A 17979-nucleotide genomic window follows, 5' to 3' on the forward strand; every position below is an offset into this window, starting at 1 on the left:
GACGGACGGAGCGAACGATGAGCGACCAGACGCCCGCCACGGACGGGGTGACCGGCTCCCGGTCCCGGATCCTGGACGACCTGCACCAGGTCTGGCGGATGCGGGTGTTCGAGGAGAAGGTGCGGGACCTGCGGCTCGCCGGCGACGCCGTCGGCTCGATCCACCTCGGGATCGGCCAGGAGGCCGTCGCGGTGGGCACCGCGGAGCTCATCGGACCCGACGACGCCCTCTTCGCCACCTACCGCGGCCACTCGTGGGCGCTCGCGTGCGGGGTGCCGCCCGCCGCGCTGTTCGCCGAGGTGCTCGGCCGGGCGACCGGGACCAACGGCGGCCGCGGCGGCTCGGCGCACCTCAGCGCGCCCGCGCACCGCTTCTTCGGGGAGAACAGCATCGTGGGCGCCGGGGCGCCGATCGCGGTGGGAGCCGCGCTCGCCGGCCGCTTCGACGGCTCGGGCCGGGTGGCGATCACGGTGTTCGGCGACGGGGCGATGAACCAGGGCGCGGTGCACGAGGCGATGAACCTCGCGGCCGCGATGAACCTGCCGGTGGTGTTCGTCTGCGAGAACAACACGTGGTCCGAGCTCACCCCGATCGACGAGATGGTGCGCGACCCCCACCTGCACCGTCGGGCCGCCGCCTACGGCATCCCGGGCGAGCGGATCGACGGCAACGACCCCGCGATCGTGCGCGACCGGCTCGGTGCCGCCGTCCGGCGGGCCCGCGAGGGCGGGGGCCCGACCCTCGTCGAGGCGATGACCGCGCGGCTCGTCGGGCACTACATCGGCGACGCCGAGCAGTACCGCAGGCCCGGTGAGCTCGACGAGGCCCGCAGGCTCGAGCCCACCGTCCGGCTGACGGCGCAGGCGCGGGCCGCCGGCGCGCCGGACGCCGAGATCGAGCGCGCGGAGCACGTCGCCCGCGCGGAGACGGAGCAGGCGGCGGCCGAGGCGCTCGCCGCCCCGCTCGCCGACCCGGCGACCGCGAAGGACCACCTCTATGTCTGAGACGACATCGATCTCCGAGACGCCGTCCACGACCACCGCCTCGGCGACCACGACCTCCCAGCTCACCTACGGGCAGGCGGTCAACGCCGCACTGCGCCGCTGCCTCGCCGAGCTGCCGGACACGCTGCTCTACGGCGAGGACGTCGCCAAGCCGGGCGGCGTCTTCGGCGTCACCCGCGGGCTGCGGCGCGAGTTCGGGGAGCGGGTCTTCGACACCCCGATCAGCGAGTCGGCGATCCTGGGGTCGGCCGTCGGCGCGGCCATGCTCGGCCGCCGCCCGATCGTCGAGATCATGTGGGTCGACTTCTCGCTCGTGGCGTTCGACCAGATCGTCAACCAGCTGGCCAACGTGCACTACGTCAGCCGCGGACAGCTGCGGGCGCCCGTGGTGATCCGGACCCAGCAGGGCTCGGCGCCGGGGGCGTGCGCGCAGCACAGCCAGAGCCTGGAGGCGTTCTTCCTGCACGTGCCGGGCCTGCGGGTGTGCATGCCGTGGACCGCGCAGGACGCGTACGACCTGCTGGTGGCGGCCGTGTACAGCGATGACCCGACGATCGTGATCGAGAACCGCACGCTCTACAACGCCGCGAAGCAGGACGTCGTGCTCGGCGGTCCGGTGCAGCAGCCGGGCGGCCTGCGGGTGCGCCGCGAGGGGTCGGACGCCACGGTGGTCACCTGGGGGGCGTTCACCGCCCGGGCGCTCGAGGCCGCCGCGGCACTCGCGGAGCAGGGTGTGTCGCTGGAGGTGCTGGAGCTGCCGTGGCTCAACCCGTTCCCGACCGACGAGGTGATCGAGCGGGTCCGGCGCACCGGGCGGCTCGCGGTCCTGCACGAGGCGAACGTGACGGGCGGGTTCGGCGCCGAGGTGGTGGCCCGGGTAGCGGGGGCGGGCGTGCCGCTGCGCAGCCCGGCGCTGCGCCTGGGCCTGCCCGACACCCGGGTACCGGCCGCGCCGAGCCTCGTCGCGGAGCTCCTGCCGGGCAGCGACCGGATCGCGGCCTCGCTGCGGCAGTGGGTGCTGGGCCCCTGACGCATCCGCAACTCCCCGCATCGGACCGACCGCAGCGCAACGCCTGAAGAAGGGACCACCGGCCGTGCACATCGTTCTGGGCGTGGACACGCTCTCCTACCACTGCCGCCTCGCCACCGGGGAGATCTCGCTCGAGGACGTCATGCGCGAGGTCGCCGACCTGGGCGCGGCGTTCGTGCAGCTCAACGCCGTCCATGTCCGCGACCGGGAGGCGGGCGGCCTGAGGTCGCTGCGCAGCCTCGCCGGCGACCTGGGGCTCGGGATCACACTGTCCGGTGACGTCGTGGGGCGCGCGGGCAACGGCGACACCGTGGAGTCGGGTGTCGAGCGCATCCGGCGTTGGGCCGCGCTGGCCGAGGCGATCGGCAGTCCGTTCGCGCGCGTCTCCTCGGGCTTCTACCGCAACGAGCTGCTGGCCTTCCCCGAGCGCATCGCGGTGGAGCAGCGCTACCTCATCGACGCGCTGCGCCGCTCCGTCGCCGAGGTCCCCGGCGACGTGCAGATCCTGCTCGAGAACCACTCGGACTTCACGGCCGACGAGTACGTGCAGATCATCGACGAGGTCGGCAGCGACCGGGTCGCCGTCTTCCTCGACCTGATCAACCCGATCTCCTCGCTGCAGGACCCGCTGACCGTGATCAGCAGGCTCGCCCCGCTCGCGACCGCGGGTCACGCCAAGGACTTCCGCATCGAGTCCCGCTACGTCGAGGACCGGTTCCACCGCCGCGGGTTCGACGTGCAGTGGTGCTACCCGGGCGAGGGCGTGGCCGACCTGACCTCGCTGATGGGCGTGCTGGTGGCGCAGGGCGACCGCGCCGAGCCCTACCGGCTCTCGGTGGAGGGCCTCGACAACCACCCGGGGGTGGCGGACCAGCGGGAACGTCTCGGCGCGTCACTGCGGTTCCTGCAGGCGTTCCTCGACAATGCGCCCGCCACCGCCCAGCCGCTCGCCGGGCAGGTCACCTGACGGGCGCCCCTCACCGCATCCGACCGAAGGAGAAGACGTCACCCATGGATCTCGATCTCGCCGGCAGCAGGGCGCTGGTCACCGCCGCGAGCCAGGGGCTCGGCCGGGCCTGCGCCGCCGCCCTCGCCGCCGAGGGCGCGCGGGTCGTGATCTCCTCGCGCGACCAGGGCCGGCTCGAGGCCACGGCCGCCGAGATCGGGGCGGCCGGCAGCGTGGCCGCCGACCTCGGCTCGGCAGCCGACCTCGAGGAGCTCGTCCGGCGCACCGTCGAGCTGCTGGGTGGGCTCGACGTACTGGTCGTCAACTGCGGGCCACCACCCGCCCTGCGGTTCATCGAGGCCGACGACGGCGCGTGGGACGCGGCGCACGACGGGGTGCTCATGAGCGCCGTCCGGCTCACCCGCGCCGCGCTGCCGCACCTGCGGGAGTCGGGCCGGGGCCGGGTCGTCAACCTCACCGGGTACGGCACCAAGGAGCCCATCAGCCAGCTGGTGCTCTCCGAGGCCAACCGGGCGTCGGTCACGGTGCTCGCGAAGGTACTGGCCGACGACCTCGCCGCCGACGGCGTCACGGTCAACAACATCGCACCCGGGCCGATCCTCACCGACCGGCTGCGTGAGCTGCAGGGGAAGGCGGCGGCGAGCGCCGGCGTCGACCTCGACGAGCAGCTGCGCCGCTACGCCGAGGACATCCCGGTGCGGCGGCTGGGCAGACCCGAGGAGATCGGTGACCTCTGCGCATTCCTGTGCTCCCCGCGGGCCGGGTTCGTCACGGGACAGACGATCGTCGTCGACGGCGGCATCAACCGGTCGATCTGATGGCCACCCGGGTCGCGGTGATCGATGCGTCGCACTGGCAAGGAGCCACATCATGAGCGAACCGGGCACGAGCGACCGGGGCACCGGCCTGCTGCTCGTCATGATCGACATCGATCCTGCCCATGAGGAGGACTTCAACCGCTGGTATGAGGAGGAGCACCTGCCGGAGCGGCGCGGGTGTCCGGGCTTCCTGTCGGGGCGGCGGTTCGTCAGCGTCGAGGGGGAGCCGAAGTACCTCGCGCTCTACGAGCTGGAGGATCCGGAGGTGCTCGAGAGCGAGGCCTACCGGGCGATGCAGCCGCCCACGGAGTGGACGAAGAAGGTGAGCCCGCACTTCACCTCCTACGTGCGCAACGTCTACCGGACGATCCCGGGCGGGGCGTCCTGACGTGGCCGAGCACGCTGACGGCTCCGACCTGCTGTTCCTGCATCCGGTCGGGCTGGACCGCGACTGTGTCCGGTGGCTGGACCTGCCACCGGTGCGGGCCGTGACGTTCCCCGGGCACGGTGAGCGGGCCAGGGCGCGCCCCGGTCTCACCCTCGCCGACATGGCCGACGAGATCGTCGGGCACAGCACCGGCCCGCTCGACGTCGTGGGCGCGTCCCTGGGCGGGATGGTCGCGCTGCACCTGGCACTGGCGCACCCCGACCGCGTGCGCTCGCTGGTGCTGGCCTGCACCACCCCGCGCGGCGACGCGGCCGTGATGACCGCTCGCGCCGACGCCACCGAGGCCAGGGGGTCGGCGGGCATGCTCGACGACACCATGGCCCGCTGGTTCACGCCCGCGGCGCTGCGGAACCCGGACGCGCCGGCGCTCGCCTACGCGCGGGACCGGCTGCTCACCATGGACGCCGGCGCGCTGGCCGACACCTGGCGCGCGATCGGCACCCACGACGTCCTCGACCGGCTGGGGGAGATCCGCGTGCCGACCACCTGCATCGCGGGCCTCCACGACCTGTCGACGCCGATGGAGGTCATGACGGACCTCGCCGCGCGGCTGCCCGTCGCGCGGCTGGTCGAGATGGAGGCCCCGCACATGGCGTTCCTGGAACGGCCGCGGGAGTTCGCCGCCGCCGTGCGGGAACACCTGGTGTGGGCCGCGGAGCCGGCACGTCCGGAGGGAGCACGGCGATGATCATCGATCTGCACCGCCACCTGTGGTCGATCTTCGAGCGGTACGCCGCGGTCCGCGAGATCGCCGCCCGCGGGCTCGTCGGGGGCGTGCACCAGCACGCCGATGCGCCCGTCCAGGACGTCGGGTCGCGCGCGGCCGAGATCCGCGCCGAGATGGACAAGGCCGGCGTCGACCGGTCGTGCCTGCTGCTGGGCGACTACGGGCTGCGCCTCGGGGAGGGTGACCTCTCGATCGAGGCCGAGAACCGGCTCGCCACCGACCTGGCGCGCGAGGACCCCGAGCACTTCATCGCGTTCTTCGGGATCGACCCGCGCCGGCCCGGGGCGGTCGAGCTCTTCCGGGATGCGCTCGACGCGGGTGCGCGCGGGCTCAAGCTGCACCCGTGCTCCGGCTACTCCCCGAGCGACCCGGTGTGCCGCCCCCTCTACGCGCTGGCGGGCGAGCGCGGGGTGCCGGTGGCCGTGCACACCGGACCGATGGCGGCGCCGCTGGTCAGCACGTACGCCAGCCCGATCCACCTCGACGAGCCCGCCGCCGACTTCCCGGACACCACCTTCGTGATCCTGCATGCCGGGCAGCGGGCCTGGTTCCCGCTGGCGCTGGACATGGCCCGGTGGAAGCCGAACCTCTACCTCGAGCTCTCGCTGTGGCAGGGCCTGCTGCTCGAGGACGAGGCGCGGTTCGTCGGGCGCATCGGCGAGATCAAGAGCGGCGTGGGCCTGGGCCGGGTCGTCTTCGGCAGCGACTGCCCCGGGGTCTCCTCGGTGATGCCGCTGCACGCCTGGGTCGAGACGTTCCGCCGGCTGCCGGAGATCGCGCAGCGGCACGGCGTCGAGGTCACCCCGGACGAGGTCGACCAGATGCTGGGCACCACGGCGGCGTCGCTCATGGGGCTGTCGTGAACCCCGATGCGGGGCGGCTCGCGGGCAAGGTCGCGATCGTCACGGGCGGGGGCTCGCGGGCGGCCGGGATCGGCACGGGGCGCGCCGCCGCGGTCCTGTTCGCGCGCCACGGCGCCCGCGTGCTCGTGGTCGACCGCGACGAGGCCGCCGCCCGGGACACCGTCGAGATGATCACCCGCGAGGGTGGCGAGGCGGTCGCCCACACCGCCGACCTCACGGCCGAGGACGACTGCACCGCGATGGCCGCCGCCGCGGTCGGCCGCTGGGGCCGCATCGACATCCTCGACAACAACGTGGGGATCGAGGGCCCGGGCACGATCCTCGACGTCACCGCGGCGGACTGGGACGTGGTGATGAAGGTCAATGTCGGGACGATCGTGGCGGCGAGCCGCGCGGTGGTGCCGGTGATGGCGGCGGGCGGCGGCGGGTCCATCGTGAACCTGTCGTCGATCTCGGCGCTGCGGCCGCGCGGCCTCACGCCCTACACCGCGGCGAAGGGCGCGGTCATCGCACTGACGCGCGCGATGGCGATCGACCACGCCGCCGCCGGGATCCGGGTGAACTGCATCGCGCCCGGGCCGATCTACACCCCGATGGTCTACGCCGCCGGGATGGACGAGGACCTGCGCGACCGCAGGCGGGCCGCCTCCCCGCTGGGTGTCGAGGGCACCGGCTGGGACGTCGGCTACGCGGCGCTGTTCCTGGTGTCCGACGAGGCCCGGTACGTCACGGGAGTGACCCTGCCCGTGGACGGTGGCGTCTCGATCAGGAGCCCCGACCGGTGACCGGGGCCAAGCCGGGCGGCCAGGCGAAGATGGCCCGGCAACGACACAGGTGACGCGACGATGAGGACGACATGACCGACGAGGCCCGGACGGGCACCCGCATCCAGTCGGTGTCCCGCGCGGCGCACCTGCTCATGCTCATCGCGTCGCTGCCCGAGCACGAGCGCTCCGTCGCGCGGCTGGCCACGGAGCTCGGCACGTCGGTGCCCACGGTGTACCACCTGCTCAACACCCTCGTCGACGCCAAGCTCCTCACCCGCGACGAGCGCAAGCAGTTCCGCTTCGGGTTCGCGATGGAGGTGCTGTCCCACGCCTACGCGCAGCAGACCGTCCCTCCTCCCGAGCTGCTGGCACCCCTGCGCTGGATCACCGAGGTCACCGGCGAGAGCGCCTACCTCAGCGCGTGGCGGGGCGGGAACCCCGTGGTGCTCACGCACCTGGCCGGGACCCATGCCGTGCAGGTCACGAACCTGCGGCCGGGCTACCGCGGGGCCGCCAACGCCAGAGCGTCGGGCAAGGTGCTGCTCGCGTTCGCCGAGGCCGCCGACCGCGACCGCTACCTCGCGATGCACCCGCTGGAGAGCGTCACCGAGAAGACGATCACCGATCCGGCCGTCTTCGCCCGGGAGCTCGCACTGGTGGCGAGGAACGGCTACGCCACCGACGTCGAGGAGTTCTCACCCGGCGTCGCCTGCATCGCGGCGCCGATCTGGAGCAACGGGATCCTGCTGGGCTGCTACACGATCTCGGCGCCGGTCGAGCGCTACCGCCGGGAGAAGGCGCGCTATCTGGGGTGCCTGCGCGAGGCCGTCGGCATGCCGGCGGCGCCGGTGCAGGAGGGCCCGGCCGGTCCCGCCTGACACCGGGAAACGCCGCAACGGTCGAATCAGGGCCGCGCCGACATGGTCTTCCACTCGTCCCAGGGAATGGTCCAGTCATAGATGTCACCGTCCGCGGCGGAGAGCGGAACGGAGCTTCCGGTGACCTCGACCGGATCACCGTAGAGAACCGAGTCGTAGTAGGAGCGCGCATTCGCCGTGGAGAGGTTCACGCAGCCATGGGTGACGTTCTGCCTGCCGTGGGCGTAGCTCGACGCGGGGTTGGCGTGGATGAACTCGCCGTTGTTGGAGATCCGGACGGCCCAGTGCATGGGGACGTCCACGTAGTCGAACGCCGACATGAGAACGGTGGGGGACTTGCCCATCACGATGTGCGTGCCGCCGCGGGTGACCCGCCGCCGGTCGGACTCCAGCCCGAACGTGGCGGGCATGTTGGCCACTTGCTTGCCGTCGCGGATGACGACCATCCGGTGTGACCTGACGTCGGCGCGCACGATCTGGGAGCGGCCGATGGTGAACGTGCTGCTGAGGTCGGCTGCGCCGAACCCCGCCGCCCCGAGGTCACGCCCGTAGAGACCGACCTCGACGGTGACCCCCGTGCCGGAGGGCCAGTAGGTGGCCGGCCGCCAGTGCACGCGCGAGCCCCGGTCGCTGTCGGGCAGCCACGCCCACGCACCCTCGACCGGCACGGTCGTGCGCACCTTCAGACGACGTTCGATGCCCGCCCGGTCGGCCACGGCGATGGGCCGGTCGAAGCGGATGTCGATCGGGGCGGCGATCCCGACCACCGCGCCGTCGCCGATGCTCGTGGAGGCCCGGACCAGCTGGTCCGGGTCGACGGCGGTGAAGCTGCCCGTGACCGGGACGGTCCCGCCGTCGTTGGTGGCGCTGCCGGCGAAGCGGTAGGTGGTGGCGTAGGCGGGGGCCGCCGACGCCGTCCAGGTGCGGCCGTCCCGGGACAGCGTGCCGGGGATCGACGTGCCGTCGTCGGCGGTGAGGGTGACGTCCGTCAGCGTGCCGCCGCGGGCTTCGACGTGGATCGGTGCCGCGGGTACCACGCCGGTGGCCCCGTCGCCCGGGGCGAGCAGTACCTGTGGGGCGGCGGGGACGGGGGCGACCGGGCCGCGGAAGGTGACGGCCGACCCGGCCGCGACGATCAGCACGCCGATCGCCACGAGCACGGCCACCGCGCGCCGTCGTCCACGATCCGGTTCGGGCCTGACCACCGTTTCTCCCCGCAGCCGATTCGCCTGAATAATCAGAACAATTGCACGGGTCCGGGGCAATGAGCTCAGGATATCGTTTCGTTCGCGCGGCCGCCGACTGGCGAATGACACCCGGAAAGGTGAATAACGGTCCCACTCGGGCGGCCCAGGGTTCCTCGCGCAGCGTCGCCGTTTCCGGCCACCGTGCACACTTCGGGGCCACCGTGCACACGTCCTGACGTATGCGCGGTGGCCGTCAGGTGTGTGCGGTGGTTTGTATTCGTGGGTCAGACGGGGCGGACCCGCTCGGCGAAGTCGTCGTGGGTCATCCGTGTGAGGCTCTCCACCTCGAGGGCGTCGAGGTGGACCTGCCGGCCGGTCTCGAGGTCGCGCACGAGCAGCCGCGGCCCGTTGGCGGTCTCGTCGAGCAGGACCTCGACGGTGGCGAACTCGTTGCGCAGCACCAGCCGGGGCGGGGGAGACGGTGTGGTCACGGCGCGGCTCAGACCAGGAACGTGAGGTTGAAGATCGGCGCCTCGCAGTTGACCAGACGCGCCGTCCGCCGCCGGATCCGCCACCCGTCACCGTGCGGGACCAGCTGGTGCTCGTACTCACCGGCGAACGCGCGCTGGGTGCCCTTGCGGACCTCGAAGATCGCGAAGTTCGACCGCACGACCACGGCGTCCTCCACCGGCGGGCCGACCCGGACGTTCGTGACCAGCCGCCGGGTGGCCGACGGGGGGATCTGGGCGTGCGCGGGGCCGACGGTCAGCCGCCAGACGCGCTCGGCGATGCGCCCGCGGTCGTCGTAGATCAGCGACACGTGGCGCTGCGGGTCGGCCTCGTCGTACCGGGCGGGCACCCAGTAGACGGCGTCGTCGGTGAAGAGCTCCAGCCAGCGGTCGAGCTGGAGACCGTCGAGCAGTTCGGCCTCGTGGTAGAGGAAGTCCTCGGCCTCGCCGCGCGTGAGGACGCGGGTGTCCGTCGCGCCGGTCATGCCGCGCGCCCTGCCTGCAGCAGGCGCTTCCACTCCCGGAAGAGGCCCCGTTGCGGCGTCTCGTCGCTCGGCTTGCCGCGGTAGCCGCCGCTCGGCAGGCGCTCCTCGTCGTGCAGGCCGCGGGAGAGCAGCAGCCACGGATCGACCTCGGCGGCCACGCCCTCCTGCACGCAGACGAACGCCTCGGAGTCGTCGGGGGCGATGAACGAGCCGGTGGCGAACGCCTCCTCGAACTCGCGCAGCCGCTCGGCGTTGAGCTCGTCGGGAGCGTCCCCGATCAGCATCGGCGACATCGTGATCTGCGTGCGGGTGGGGCTGATCGGGGTGATCACGCGCAGGTTCTGCAGCGTGATGTGCAGGTTGGGGAAGATCAGGACGTTGAACTGGCCGAGAAAGTCGCGGAGAAGCTCGCTGCCGTGCTCGGACTCCAGCCGCGAGGTGTACTCCGGGTAGGCCTTGCGGAACGCCTCGACGTCGCCGTCGCTGGGCCAGCGGGCGAGCAGCACGTGGCCGCCGGGGTGGGCCTCGCTGTAGCCGATCGTCTCGTCGCGGGAGCCGAGGCGCGCGTGCGGGCGGTCCGGGCTCTGGTCGCGGATCTTGAACCAGGTCTCGTGCAGCGTGATCGCGTGGTAGCCGTCGACCCCGCCTTCCGCGGCGTGCTTCCAGTTGGCCGGGTAATCGTGCACGTTGCGCCCGGCGCCCAGGTTGAGCGTCTTCTCGAAGGCGGGGTGCAGGAAGACGCGGTCGAGGTACTGGCGGACGCCACCGAGGTGCTCGACGAGGTCGGGCACGTCGGGGTTCAGGCTCGCGAACACCAGCCCGCGGTAGGAGTCGACCCGCGCGACGGGGGTGAGGCTCAGCGCCGGCTTGTCGAGGTGCTCCGGGCTGTAGCGGCGGTTCATGGGCACGCCGAGCAGCTCGCCGCTGTTGCGGTAGGTCCAGCCGTGGAACGGGCAGCGGAAGAACGTCGCGTTCCCCGATCGCTCCCGGCAGACGAGCGACGCCCGGTGGCGGCACCGGTTGAGCAGCACGTGGATCTCGCCGTCCGCGTCGCGGGTGACGATCACGGGCTGGGTGCCGATCCTGGTGCTGCGGTAGTCGCCGGGCTGCGCGATCTCGGACTCGTGCGCCACGTACACCCAGGTCCGGCCGAAGATGCTGCGCATCTCCTCGGCGAAGAGCGCGGGGTCGGTGTAGACGCTGCCGTGCACGCGGTCGGGGCGGACCAGGTGGTCGAGCTCGGGGTACCGGGCGGTTTCCATGCGGCGCCTCACCTCTGGCCGGCTCCTCGCACCGCCGTACACTCGCGGCGTACGCTCTGCGTACGAGGAGTACGTCTAGCGAACACTGGCCAATGTCACCCGCGGCGGGACGCGTGTCAAGGGAGATCGAGTGCCCAAGGAGCCGGACCAGCGCGAGTTCATCCAGTCCCTCGAACGCGGCCTGGCCGTGATCCTGGCGTTCTCCGACCACCACCCGAGCCTCACGCTCAGCCGGTGCGCCGAGCTCACCGGCCTGAGCAAGCCGACCGTCCGCCGGGTCCTGCTCACGCTGCAGCACCTCGGCTACGTCCGCAGCGAGGGCAGGCTGTTCGCGCTGACTCCTCGCGTGCTCGCGCTCGGCTACGCCTACCTGAGCTCCCTGAACCTGCCGGTGATCGCGCAGCCGTCCATGGAGGAGCTGGTCGCCGCCACCCGCGAGCCCTGCACGCTGGCGACCCTCGACGACACCGACGTCGTCTACGTGACGCGCGTGTCGACCCATCGCAGGCCCGGCGCCACGCTCGCCACCGGCACCCGGCTGCCCGCCCACGCCACCGCGATGGGGCATGTGCTGCTCGCCGACCTGTCGCAGGCCGAGCTCGACCACTACCTCTCGCGCGCCGAGCTGCTGCCGCTGACCGCGCGGACCGTGCGCACCCCCGGCGAGCTCCTGGGCCGGCTCGGCACGGCGCGGGCCCGGGGGTGGGCGATGGTCGAGCAGGAGCTGGAGGAGGGCCTGCGGTCGGTGGCGGCACCGGTCCGCGGAGCCGACGGTCGGGTGATCGCCGCGCTCGGCATGTCCGCGTCGGTGGCCACGGCCGACGCGGAGACGATGCGCGAGCGGTTCGCGCCGCTGCTGGTGCGCGCGGCCGCGGCGATCAGCGAGCGGCTCGGTGCCGACTTCGGCCCCGCAGGCGCCCGGCCCGCGGTGGCGGCGAGGCCACGATGACTGATCTGATCAACGATCCGGGAGGACCCATGAAGCTCAGCTGTGCCGTGCTGGACGACTACCAGGACGTCGCGCTCCGGACGGCGGACTGGAGCTCCGTCGCCGACGCGGTCGACGTCGACGTGTTCCGCGAGCACATCGACGGCGAGGACGCGCTTGTCGACGCGATCGGCAAGCACGAGATCGTCGTGATCATGCGGGAGCGCACCCCGTTCCCGCGCTCGGTGCTGGCACGGCTGCCCCGGCTGCGGCTGCTGGTGACCACCGGGCCGGGCAACGCCTCGGTCGACATGGCGGCGGCGGCCGAGCAGGGCGTCGTCGTGTGCGGCACCGGCGGCACCCTGGAGCCGACCGCGGAGCTCACCTGGGCACTGATCCTCGGCCTGGCCCGCTCCCTGCCGGCCGAGACCGCTGCGCTGCGCTCGGGCGGCCCGTGGCAGCAGACCGTCGGCACGGACATCGTCGGCAGCACGCTGGGGGTCATCGGTCTGGGCCGGCTCGGCCGGCAGGTGGCGAAGATCGGGCAGGCCTTCGGTGCCGACGTGGTCGCCTGGAGCCAGAACCTCACCGCGGAGGCCGCTGCGGAGGCGGGGGTGCGGCGCGCCGACAGCTTGGAGGAGCTGCTCGAGGTCAGCGACTTCGTCACGATCCACCTGGTGCTCTCCGACCGGACGCGAGGGCTGCTCGGCGCGCCGGAGCTCGCCCGCATGCGCCCGACGGCCTACCTGGTCAACACCTCCCGCGGGCCGATCGTGGACGAGGACGCGCTGGTCGACGCGCTGCGCGCGGGCCGGATCGCCGGAGCCGGTCTCGACGTGTTCGCCGTGGAGCCGCTGCCCGCCGACCACCCGTTCCGCTCGCTGCCCACCGTGCTGGCCACGCCGCACCTCGGCTACGTCTCGCGCCGGACCTACGACATCTTCTTCCGCGAGGCCGTGGAGGACATCGCCGCGTTCCTGGCCGGCGCACCGGTGCGGAGGATCGCCTGATCGGACCTAGGAACGACGGACGGCGCGGCCGGGAGGCTCTGCCGCCCCGGCAGCACTGCCGAGGAACGTGCCCACCCCGGCGGCGAGCTCCGCGGGGTGGCTGAGCGGCACCATGTGGGCGCCGGCCGCGAGCGTGCCGGCCCGGCCGTGCGGCGCGGTGGCGGCCAGGGCGTCCACCCAGTCCTGCGGAGCGATCCGGTCGTGCGGGCCGCGCACGACGAGCACCGGACAGCCGACCTGCGCGAGCCCCCGGTCGATCCGGTCGCGGCGGGCGGCGTCCATACCGCGGCCCATCGCGCCCAGGCCGGTGCGGCGGTAGTCCCGCACCAGCCGGGGCACCTGTCCCGGCCGTTCCCAGGCGCCCGTGCGCAGCCAGCGCCCGGCCAGGGCGGGCCAGGACCGCGCCCTCGGGTCGGTGGTCGGGCCGACCAGCACGAGTGCCGCGACCCGGTGCGGGTCCCGGACGGTGGCCCGCACGACGATCTGGCAGCTCGCCGAGTGGCCCAGCAGCACCGCACGGGTCACGCCGAGCTCGTCGAGCCGGGTGAGCAGCAACCGCGCCAGGTCGTCGGAACCCAGTGCGGTCCCGCGCGGGGCGGGAAGCCCGTAGCCGGGCAGCTCGACGACCGCCGACGGCGCGGACAGCCGATCGAGCGTGCGCCCCGGGACGGCGCCCGACAGGCCGAGCCCGGGGACGGCGACGATCGGCGTGGTCAGTGACGGGTCGAGCGGGGCCGGGGGCACCCCCTCAGGATGGGGTACCCGTCAGCCGGGCGCTCTCCCCGTCGGCCACCGCGTCGAGCGGTACCGGAGCGGGTCGCTCGCAGCTGGTCGAGACCTGCAGGCCGGAGTGCTGGTGCGCGGCGGTCAGCAGTGTCTCCATGACGTCCAGCACATGCACGGCCACCTCGGCCGAGGCGCGGTGTGGCCGACCGGCGGCGTGGTTCACGGCGAGGTCGAGCACCCCGATCCCGCGCGCCGCGCCCACGTAACCCGCAGACGGTGCCAGGACCGTCCAGCTGTCGGCGCCGCGCGGGCGCAGGGCGACGTCCCCGTCGAACCGGTTGGGATCCGGCACCGACAGCGAGCCCTCCGTGCCGTGGATCTCGATCCGCGGCTGGGTGGAGGCCACCACCTCGAAGCTGGTGGTGAGGGTGGTGATGGCCCCGCCGGCGTGCACGAGCACCCCGGAGACGTGGGTGTCGACCTCGACGGCGAACTCGGTGCCCGCGCGGGCGCCGGAGCCGATCGTGCGGGTGGTGCGGGCGCGCCCCGCCGCCGCGACCACCCGCTCGACGGGCCCGAGCAGGTGGACCAGCGCCGTGAGGTAGTAGGGCCCCATGTCGAACAGCGGGCCACCCCCGGGCCGGTAGTAGAACTCCGGGTCGGGATGCCACGACTCGTGCCCTGGCGAGGTGAACGTGGCGTTGGCCGCCGTGGGGACGCCGATCAGCCCGTCGGCGACGGCCCTGCGCGCGGTCTGCACGCCGGTGCCGAGCACGGTGTCGGGTGCGCAGCCGACGCGCAGGCCGTCGGCGGCGGCCAGCACGGCGCGGGCCTGGGCGAGGTCGAGCGCGAACGGCTTCTCCCCGTAGACGTGCTTGCCCGCCCGTAGCGCCGTGGTGGCCACCTCGGCGTGCGCCGCCGGGATCGTCAGGTTCAGCACGAGGTCGACGTCGTCGGCGGTGAGCAGTTCGTCCACGCCGCAGGCGCGGGCCTCCGGCGCGTGCTGCACGGCGACGGCAGCCCTGGCCGGGTCGAGGTCGGCCAGGGCGGTGACCTGCACGCCGGGGAGGTGTCCGAGCGTGGACAGGTACGCCCCGCTGATCTTGCCGAGCCCGACGACGCCGATCCTCAGCGGCTCGCCCATGTCAGCCCCCGTTCGATGACCGTGCGGATCTCGGGCACGTCGAGGTCCTCCTGCTTGTGGCCGACGGTGCAGACGAAGATCCGCCCCGCGCCCCACGTCCGGGTCCACACCGCGGGGGAGACCACGGGCTCACTCCACGGGTCGCCGGGCAGCGCCGGCACAGTGGTGGTGGCCAGGACGTCGTTGCGGCTGTCCGACAGCACCCAGTACTGCTCGGTGTGCAGCGTGACGCTGGAGATTCCGGCGACGATCGGATGGTCGGCCCGCTCGGGCACCACGTCGAGGGTGTGGTCGACGAAGTCGCGCGGGTGGCAGGCGAACTGGCCGCCGACCATGTGCAGGTAGTCGCTGGAGCTGCGGAACGCATCGGCGATCCCGCCGTGCCACCCGGCGAGGCCCGTACCGCTCTCGACGGCGCCGCGCAGCCCGGCGAGCTGGTCCTTGGTGATCGTCCCCATGGTCCAGCACTGGAGGATCAGGTCGGTGCGGGCCAGCAGGTCGGCATCGAGGTAGACGTCGAGGCTGTCGGTGGTGACCGTCTCGTAGCCGGAGTCCTTCAGGAACGGGAGGAAGCTGTCGGTCGTCTCGACGGGGCAGTGGCCCTCCCAGCCACCCCGGACGACGAGGGCAGTCGACTTTCGCAACTTCGCGTTGGTATCCACTGATCACCAGTGTCACAAAGTGGCGTGCCGCAGGTCAACCGTTCATCAACTGTCGTCAAAGTTGCGCAACTCCGCGCAGTGGGGCACAGTGCGGCATGACGCGAACCACGCTCGCGCAGATCGCGGCGGTCGCAGGTGTCACCGTGCCCACGGTGTCCAAGGTGCTCAACGGCCGCAGCGACGTCTCTCCCGGGACCAGGGCGCGGGTGCTGGACCTGCTGGCGGCCGCGGGCTACGAGCGGCGCCGCGCCGTCCTTCCGGTCCCAGACGCCGCGGGCGCGGAGCCGGCCCCGCCGCCGGACCTGCTCGGGCTGGTCATGGACGGGGTCGAGGGGTCATGGGCCACCCGCGTGCTCGGCGGCGTCGACCGGGCGGCGGCGGAGGCGGGGTGCGACGTCGTCGTGATGTCGGCGCGCGGTCCGTCCGGGCGGGACTGGGTGGAGCGGCTGCTCGCGCGGGGCTCGACCGGGGCCGTGCTCGCGCTGGTCGACCCGACCCCCGCGCAGCGGGACCGGTCGGCGGTGGAAGGGATGACGCTCGTGGTCCTCGACCCCGGCGTCGAGCCCGCGCAACAGCTACCGACCGTCGGCACCACGAACTGGGCCGGCGGCCGGTCCGCGGTCGAGCACCTGCTGGCGCTCGGGCACGAGCGCATCGGGGCCATCGGCGGGCGGCCCGACCAGCTCAACAGCCGGGCCCGGCTCGACGGCTACCGCTCCGCGCTCACGGCGGCGGGTGTCCGGGCGCGGGCGTCGTGGGTGCGCCATGCGGACTGGACCAGGGCGGGCGGCCGGGCTCAGGCCGACGCGCTGCTGGCGCTGCGGGAGCCGCCGACGGCGATCTTCGCCTGCTCCGACCGGATGGCCAGTGGGGTGTACGAGGCGGCGGCGGCGAAGGGGCTGCGGATCCCGGAAGACCTGAGCGTGGTCGGGTTCGACGACCTGCCCGAGGCGCAGTGGCTGGCTCCCGGCCTGACCACCGTGCACCAGCCGGTGCGGGAGATGGCGGCGGAGGCCGTCCGCCTGCTTCTCCGGCTGCGGAGGAGGGAACCGGTCGACGCCGTGCGGGTGGAGCTCTCGACCTCCCTCGTGCTCCGGGCGAGCACCGGACCGGCGCAGCGCTGACGAGAACGCCACGGTGCCCCGCCGGAAGCGAGCCGGCGGGGCACCGTCCACGGGGTGTCTCTGTCCACTGGGGATCTCTCGCGGCGCTCGATCGACCACCTCCTCCGTACGGCGGGTCAGCTCGTTCAGGTGCTCAGGCGTCGATCTGCTTCGGCTGCTCGTCGGCGCCGGTGACCGCGATCTTGCGTGGCTTGGCCCGCTCGGCCACGGGGATGCGCAGGGTCAGCACGCCCGCCTCGTAGCTCGCGTGGATGTGCTCGGTGTCGAGCCCGTCCCCGAGGAAGAGCTGGCGGGAGAAGGCGCCCAGTGGGCGCTCGGCCACCTGCATCTGGACGTCGTCGCCGGGAACGCTCGGCCGGCGTTCGGCCCGGACCGTGAGGACATTGCGCTCGACGTCCAGGTCGATGGCGTCGGGGGACACGCCGGGCAGGTCGAAGGCGACCACGAACTCGTCGCCGACGCGGTAGGCGTCCATCGGCATGGCCGTGGGGCGGCTCCAGGTGCCGGTGACGTTGCCGAAGACCTGCTGGGTGAGGCGGTCGAGATCACGGAAGGGGTCGGTACGCATGAGCATCGCAGATCTGCTCCTCTCGTGACGGACATCGGGCGATGCACCGGAGCGACCTCCGAGGTGCTCGGCAGGCGCTCTGGATAACTGCAATCATAAGTAGAGATTTCCTGAGGTGCAAGCTGGCGATGTCGCTCGGTCGGGTGATCGCCGCGACAGCAGGTCGGCCGGCCCGTGGAGTGACACCCGGTCGGCCCCGGCCGCGTCGCGGCGCTGCGCGACTCCGTGGAACTCCTAAGCTCTGGCCATGGCGCGGTACTTCGATGTGCACCCGGTTGATCCCCAGCGACGCGCGATCGGCCAGGTCGTCGAGATCGTCCGCGCAGGCGGGCTGATCGCCTACCCCACCGACTCCTGCTTCGCGCTGGGCTGCCAGATCGGGGACCGGGAGGGGCTGGAGCGGATCAGGGAGATCCGCCACCTCGACGACAGGCACCACTTCACGCTCGTGTGCCGCGACTTCGCTCAGCTCGGACAGTTCGTGCAGGTCTCCAACACCGTGTTCCGCACGATCAAGGCGGCCACCCCGGGCAGCTACACCTTCATCCTGCCGGCCACCAAGGAGGTGCCGCGCAGGTTGCTGCACGCGAAGAAGAAGACCGTCGGGGTGCGGATCCCCCAGCACGTCGTGGCACAGGCGTTGCTCGCCGAGCTGGGGGAGCCGCTGCTGTCGTCCACCCTCCTGCTGCCCGACGAGCCCGAACCGCTCACCCAGGGCTGGGAGATCAAGGAGCGGCTCGACAACGCGCTCGACGCCGTGCTCGACTCGGGCGACTGCGGCACCGAGCCGACGACGGTGGTGGACTACTCCGGCCCCGAACCGGAGATCGTGCGCCGGGGCGCCGGCGACCCGTCCCGCTTCGAATGACCGG

The 17979-nt window shown here is 72.9% G+C and carries 21 protein-coding genes; 13 read left to right on the forward strand and 8 right to left on the reverse strand.

Annotation, left to right across the window (positions count from 1 at the left end):
* Window positions 1-17: 17 nt before the first annotated feature.
* From ACQPZA_RS17015 to ACQPZA_RS17055, 9 genes are all read left to right on the forward strand, one after another.
* Entirely contained in the window at window positions 18-1004 is a 987-nt protein-coding gene (locus ACQPZA_RS17015) for a thiamine pyrophosphate-dependent dehydrogenase E1 component subunit alpha (RefSeq protein ID WP_433282181.1), read from the forward strand.
* Complete coding sequence (locus ACQPZA_RS17020; protein ID WP_433282183.1) at window positions 997-2034, forward strand: alpha-ketoacid dehydrogenase subunit beta; 1038 nt, start codon at window positions 997-999, stop codon at window positions 2032-2034. The genes ACQPZA_RS17015 and ACQPZA_RS17020 overlap by 8 nt, the downstream gene beginning before the upstream one ends.
* A gap of 64 nt (window positions 2035-2098) precedes the next feature.
* Complete coding sequence (locus tag ACQPZA_RS17025) at window positions 2099-3001, forward strand: sugar phosphate isomerase/epimerase family protein (RefSeq protein ID WP_433282185.1); 903 nt, start codon at window positions 2099-2101, stop codon at window positions 2999-3001.
* Between the two features lie 44 nt (window positions 3002-3045).
* Window positions 3046-3819 carry an SDR family oxidoreductase gene (locus ACQPZA_RS17030; protein ID WP_433282187.1) on the forward strand — a complete coding sequence of 258 codons (774 nt, stop codon included), beginning with the start codon at window positions 3046-3048 and terminating at the stop codon, window positions 3817-3819.
* Between the two features lie 52 nt (window positions 3820-3871).
* Window positions 3872-4207: a hypothetical protein gene (locus tag ACQPZA_RS17035; protein ID WP_433282188.1), complete on the forward strand. Its 336-nt coding sequence runs from the start codon at window positions 3872-3874 to the stop codon at window positions 4205-4207.
* A 1-nt stretch (window position 4208) separates the two neighbouring features.
* Window positions 4209-4955 (forward strand): alpha/beta fold hydrolase, encoded by a 747-nt coding sequence (locus tag ACQPZA_RS17040; RefSeq protein WP_433282190.1) that lies wholly within the window; start codon window positions 4209-4211, stop codon window positions 4953-4955.
* The gene (locus ACQPZA_RS17045; protein ID WP_433282192.1) at window positions 4952-5857 is read left to right on the forward strand and encodes an amidohydrolase family protein; all 906 of its coding nucleotides are present in this window, start codon (window positions 4952-4954) and stop codon (window positions 5855-5857) included. The genes ACQPZA_RS17040 and ACQPZA_RS17045 overlap by 4 nt, the downstream gene beginning before the upstream one ends.
* Complete coding sequence (locus ACQPZA_RS17050) at window positions 5854-6642, forward strand: SDR family NAD(P)-dependent oxidoreductase (RefSeq protein WP_169396137.1); 789 nt, start codon at window positions 5854-5856, stop codon at window positions 6640-6642. The genes ACQPZA_RS17045 and ACQPZA_RS17050 overlap by 4 nt, the downstream gene beginning before the upstream one ends.
* Window positions 6643-6713: 71 nt before the next feature.
* The gene (locus ACQPZA_RS17055; RefSeq protein ID WP_433282195.1) at window positions 6714-7502 is read left to right on the forward strand and encodes an IclR family transcriptional regulator; all 789 of its coding nucleotides are present in this window, start codon (window positions 6714-6716) and stop codon (window positions 7500-7502) included.
* Between the two features lie 26 nt (window positions 7503-7528).
* On the opposite strand, the gene ACQPZA_RS17060 is transcribed toward ACQPZA_RS17055, so the two are convergent.
* The 4 genes from ACQPZA_RS17060 to ACQPZA_RS17075 form a co-directional block, all read right to left on the reverse strand.
* On the reverse strand, window positions 7529-8707 hold the full coding sequence (locus tag ACQPZA_RS17060) for a L,D-transpeptidase (RefSeq protein WP_433282197.1): 1179 nt from the start codon (window positions 8705-8707) through the stop codon (window positions 7529-7531).
* Between the two features lie 266 nt (window positions 8708-8973).
* Window positions 8974-9180 carry a hypothetical protein gene (locus ACQPZA_RS17065; RefSeq protein WP_169396135.1) on the reverse strand — a complete coding sequence of 69 codons (207 nt, stop codon included), beginning with the start codon at window positions 9178-9180 and terminating at the stop codon, window positions 8974-8976.
* Between the two features lie 8 nt (window positions 9181-9188).
* Complete coding sequence (locus tag ACQPZA_RS17070; RefSeq protein ID WP_433282199.1) at window positions 9189-9683, reverse strand: aromatic-ring-hydroxylating dioxygenase subunit beta; 495 nt, start codon at window positions 9681-9683, stop codon at window positions 9189-9191.
* Entirely contained in the window at window positions 9680-10945 is a 1266-nt protein-coding gene (locus tag ACQPZA_RS17075) for a Rieske 2Fe-2S domain-containing protein (protein WP_433282201.1), read from the reverse strand. Before ACQPZA_RS17075 ends, ACQPZA_RS17070 begins: the two co-directional genes overlap by 4 nt.
* Window positions 10946-11075: 130 nt before the next feature.
* On the opposite strand from ACQPZA_RS17075, the gene ACQPZA_RS17080 reads away from it, so the two are divergent.
* Both ACQPZA_RS17080 and ACQPZA_RS17085 read left to right on the forward strand, forming a co-directional pair.
* Entirely contained in the window at window positions 11076-11894 is an 819-nt protein-coding gene (locus ACQPZA_RS17080; protein WP_433282202.1) for an IclR family transcriptional regulator domain-containing protein, read from the forward strand.
* Between the two features lie 29 nt (window positions 11895-11923).
* The gene (locus ACQPZA_RS17085; protein ID WP_433282204.1) at window positions 11924-12883 is read left to right on the forward strand and encodes a D-2-hydroxyacid dehydrogenase family protein; all 960 of its coding nucleotides are present in this window, start codon (window positions 11924-11926) and stop codon (window positions 12881-12883) included.
* 6 nt (window positions 12884-12889) lie between these two features.
* Here the strand turns inward: ACQPZA_RS17085 and ACQPZA_RS17090 are convergent, their stop codons facing one another.
* From ACQPZA_RS17090 to ACQPZA_RS17100, 3 genes are read right to left on the reverse strand one after another with little or no spacing between them, the layout of a single operon-like run.
* Window positions 12890-13627 (reverse strand): alpha/beta fold hydrolase, encoded by a 738-nt coding sequence (locus ACQPZA_RS17090; RefSeq protein ID WP_433282206.1) that lies wholly within the window; start codon window positions 13625-13627, stop codon window positions 12890-12892.
* Between the two features lie 4 nt (window positions 13628-13631).
* Complete coding sequence (locus ACQPZA_RS17095) at window positions 13632-14753, reverse strand: Gfo/Idh/MocA family protein (RefSeq protein ID WP_433282208.1); 1122 nt, start codon at window positions 14751-14753, stop codon at window positions 13632-13634.
* Window positions 14738-15397, reverse strand: coding sequence for a ThuA domain-containing protein (locus ACQPZA_RS17100; RefSeq protein WP_169396128.1), 660 nt, complete (start codon window positions 15395-15397; stop codon window positions 14738-14740). The genes ACQPZA_RS17095 and ACQPZA_RS17100 overlap by 16 nt, the downstream gene beginning before the upstream one ends.
* Before the next feature lie 113 nt (window positions 15398-15510).
* Here ACQPZA_RS17100 and ACQPZA_RS17105 point away from each other — a divergent pair, with 113 nt between their 5' ends.
* Window positions 15511-16539 (forward strand): LacI family DNA-binding transcriptional regulator, encoded by a 1029-nt coding sequence (locus tag ACQPZA_RS17105; RefSeq protein ID WP_433282211.1) that lies wholly within the window; start codon window positions 15511-15513, stop codon window positions 16537-16539.
* A gap of 133 nt (window positions 16540-16672) precedes the next feature.
* Here the strand turns inward: ACQPZA_RS17105 and ACQPZA_RS17110 are convergent, their stop codons facing one another.
* Complete coding sequence (locus ACQPZA_RS17110) at window positions 16673-17113, reverse strand: Hsp20/alpha crystallin family protein (protein WP_169396126.1); 441 nt, start codon at window positions 17111-17113, stop codon at window positions 16673-16675.
* Between the two features lie 241 nt (window positions 17114-17354).
* On the opposite strand from ACQPZA_RS17110, the gene ACQPZA_RS17115 reads away from it, so the two are divergent.
* Window positions 17355-17975, forward strand: a complete 621-nt coding sequence (locus ACQPZA_RS17115) for an L-threonylcarbamoyladenylate synthase (protein ID WP_169396125.1) — start codon at window positions 17355-17357, stop codon at window positions 17973-17975.
* The last annotated feature ends 4 nt before the right edge of the window (window positions 17976-17979 follow it).

The organism is Pseudonocardia xinjiangensis, from assembly GCF_050948425.1.
In the GTDB taxonomy this organism is placed as follows: Bacteria; Actinomycetota; Actinomycetes; order Mycobacteriales; family Pseudonocardiaceae; genus Pseudonocardia; species Pseudonocardia xinjiangensis.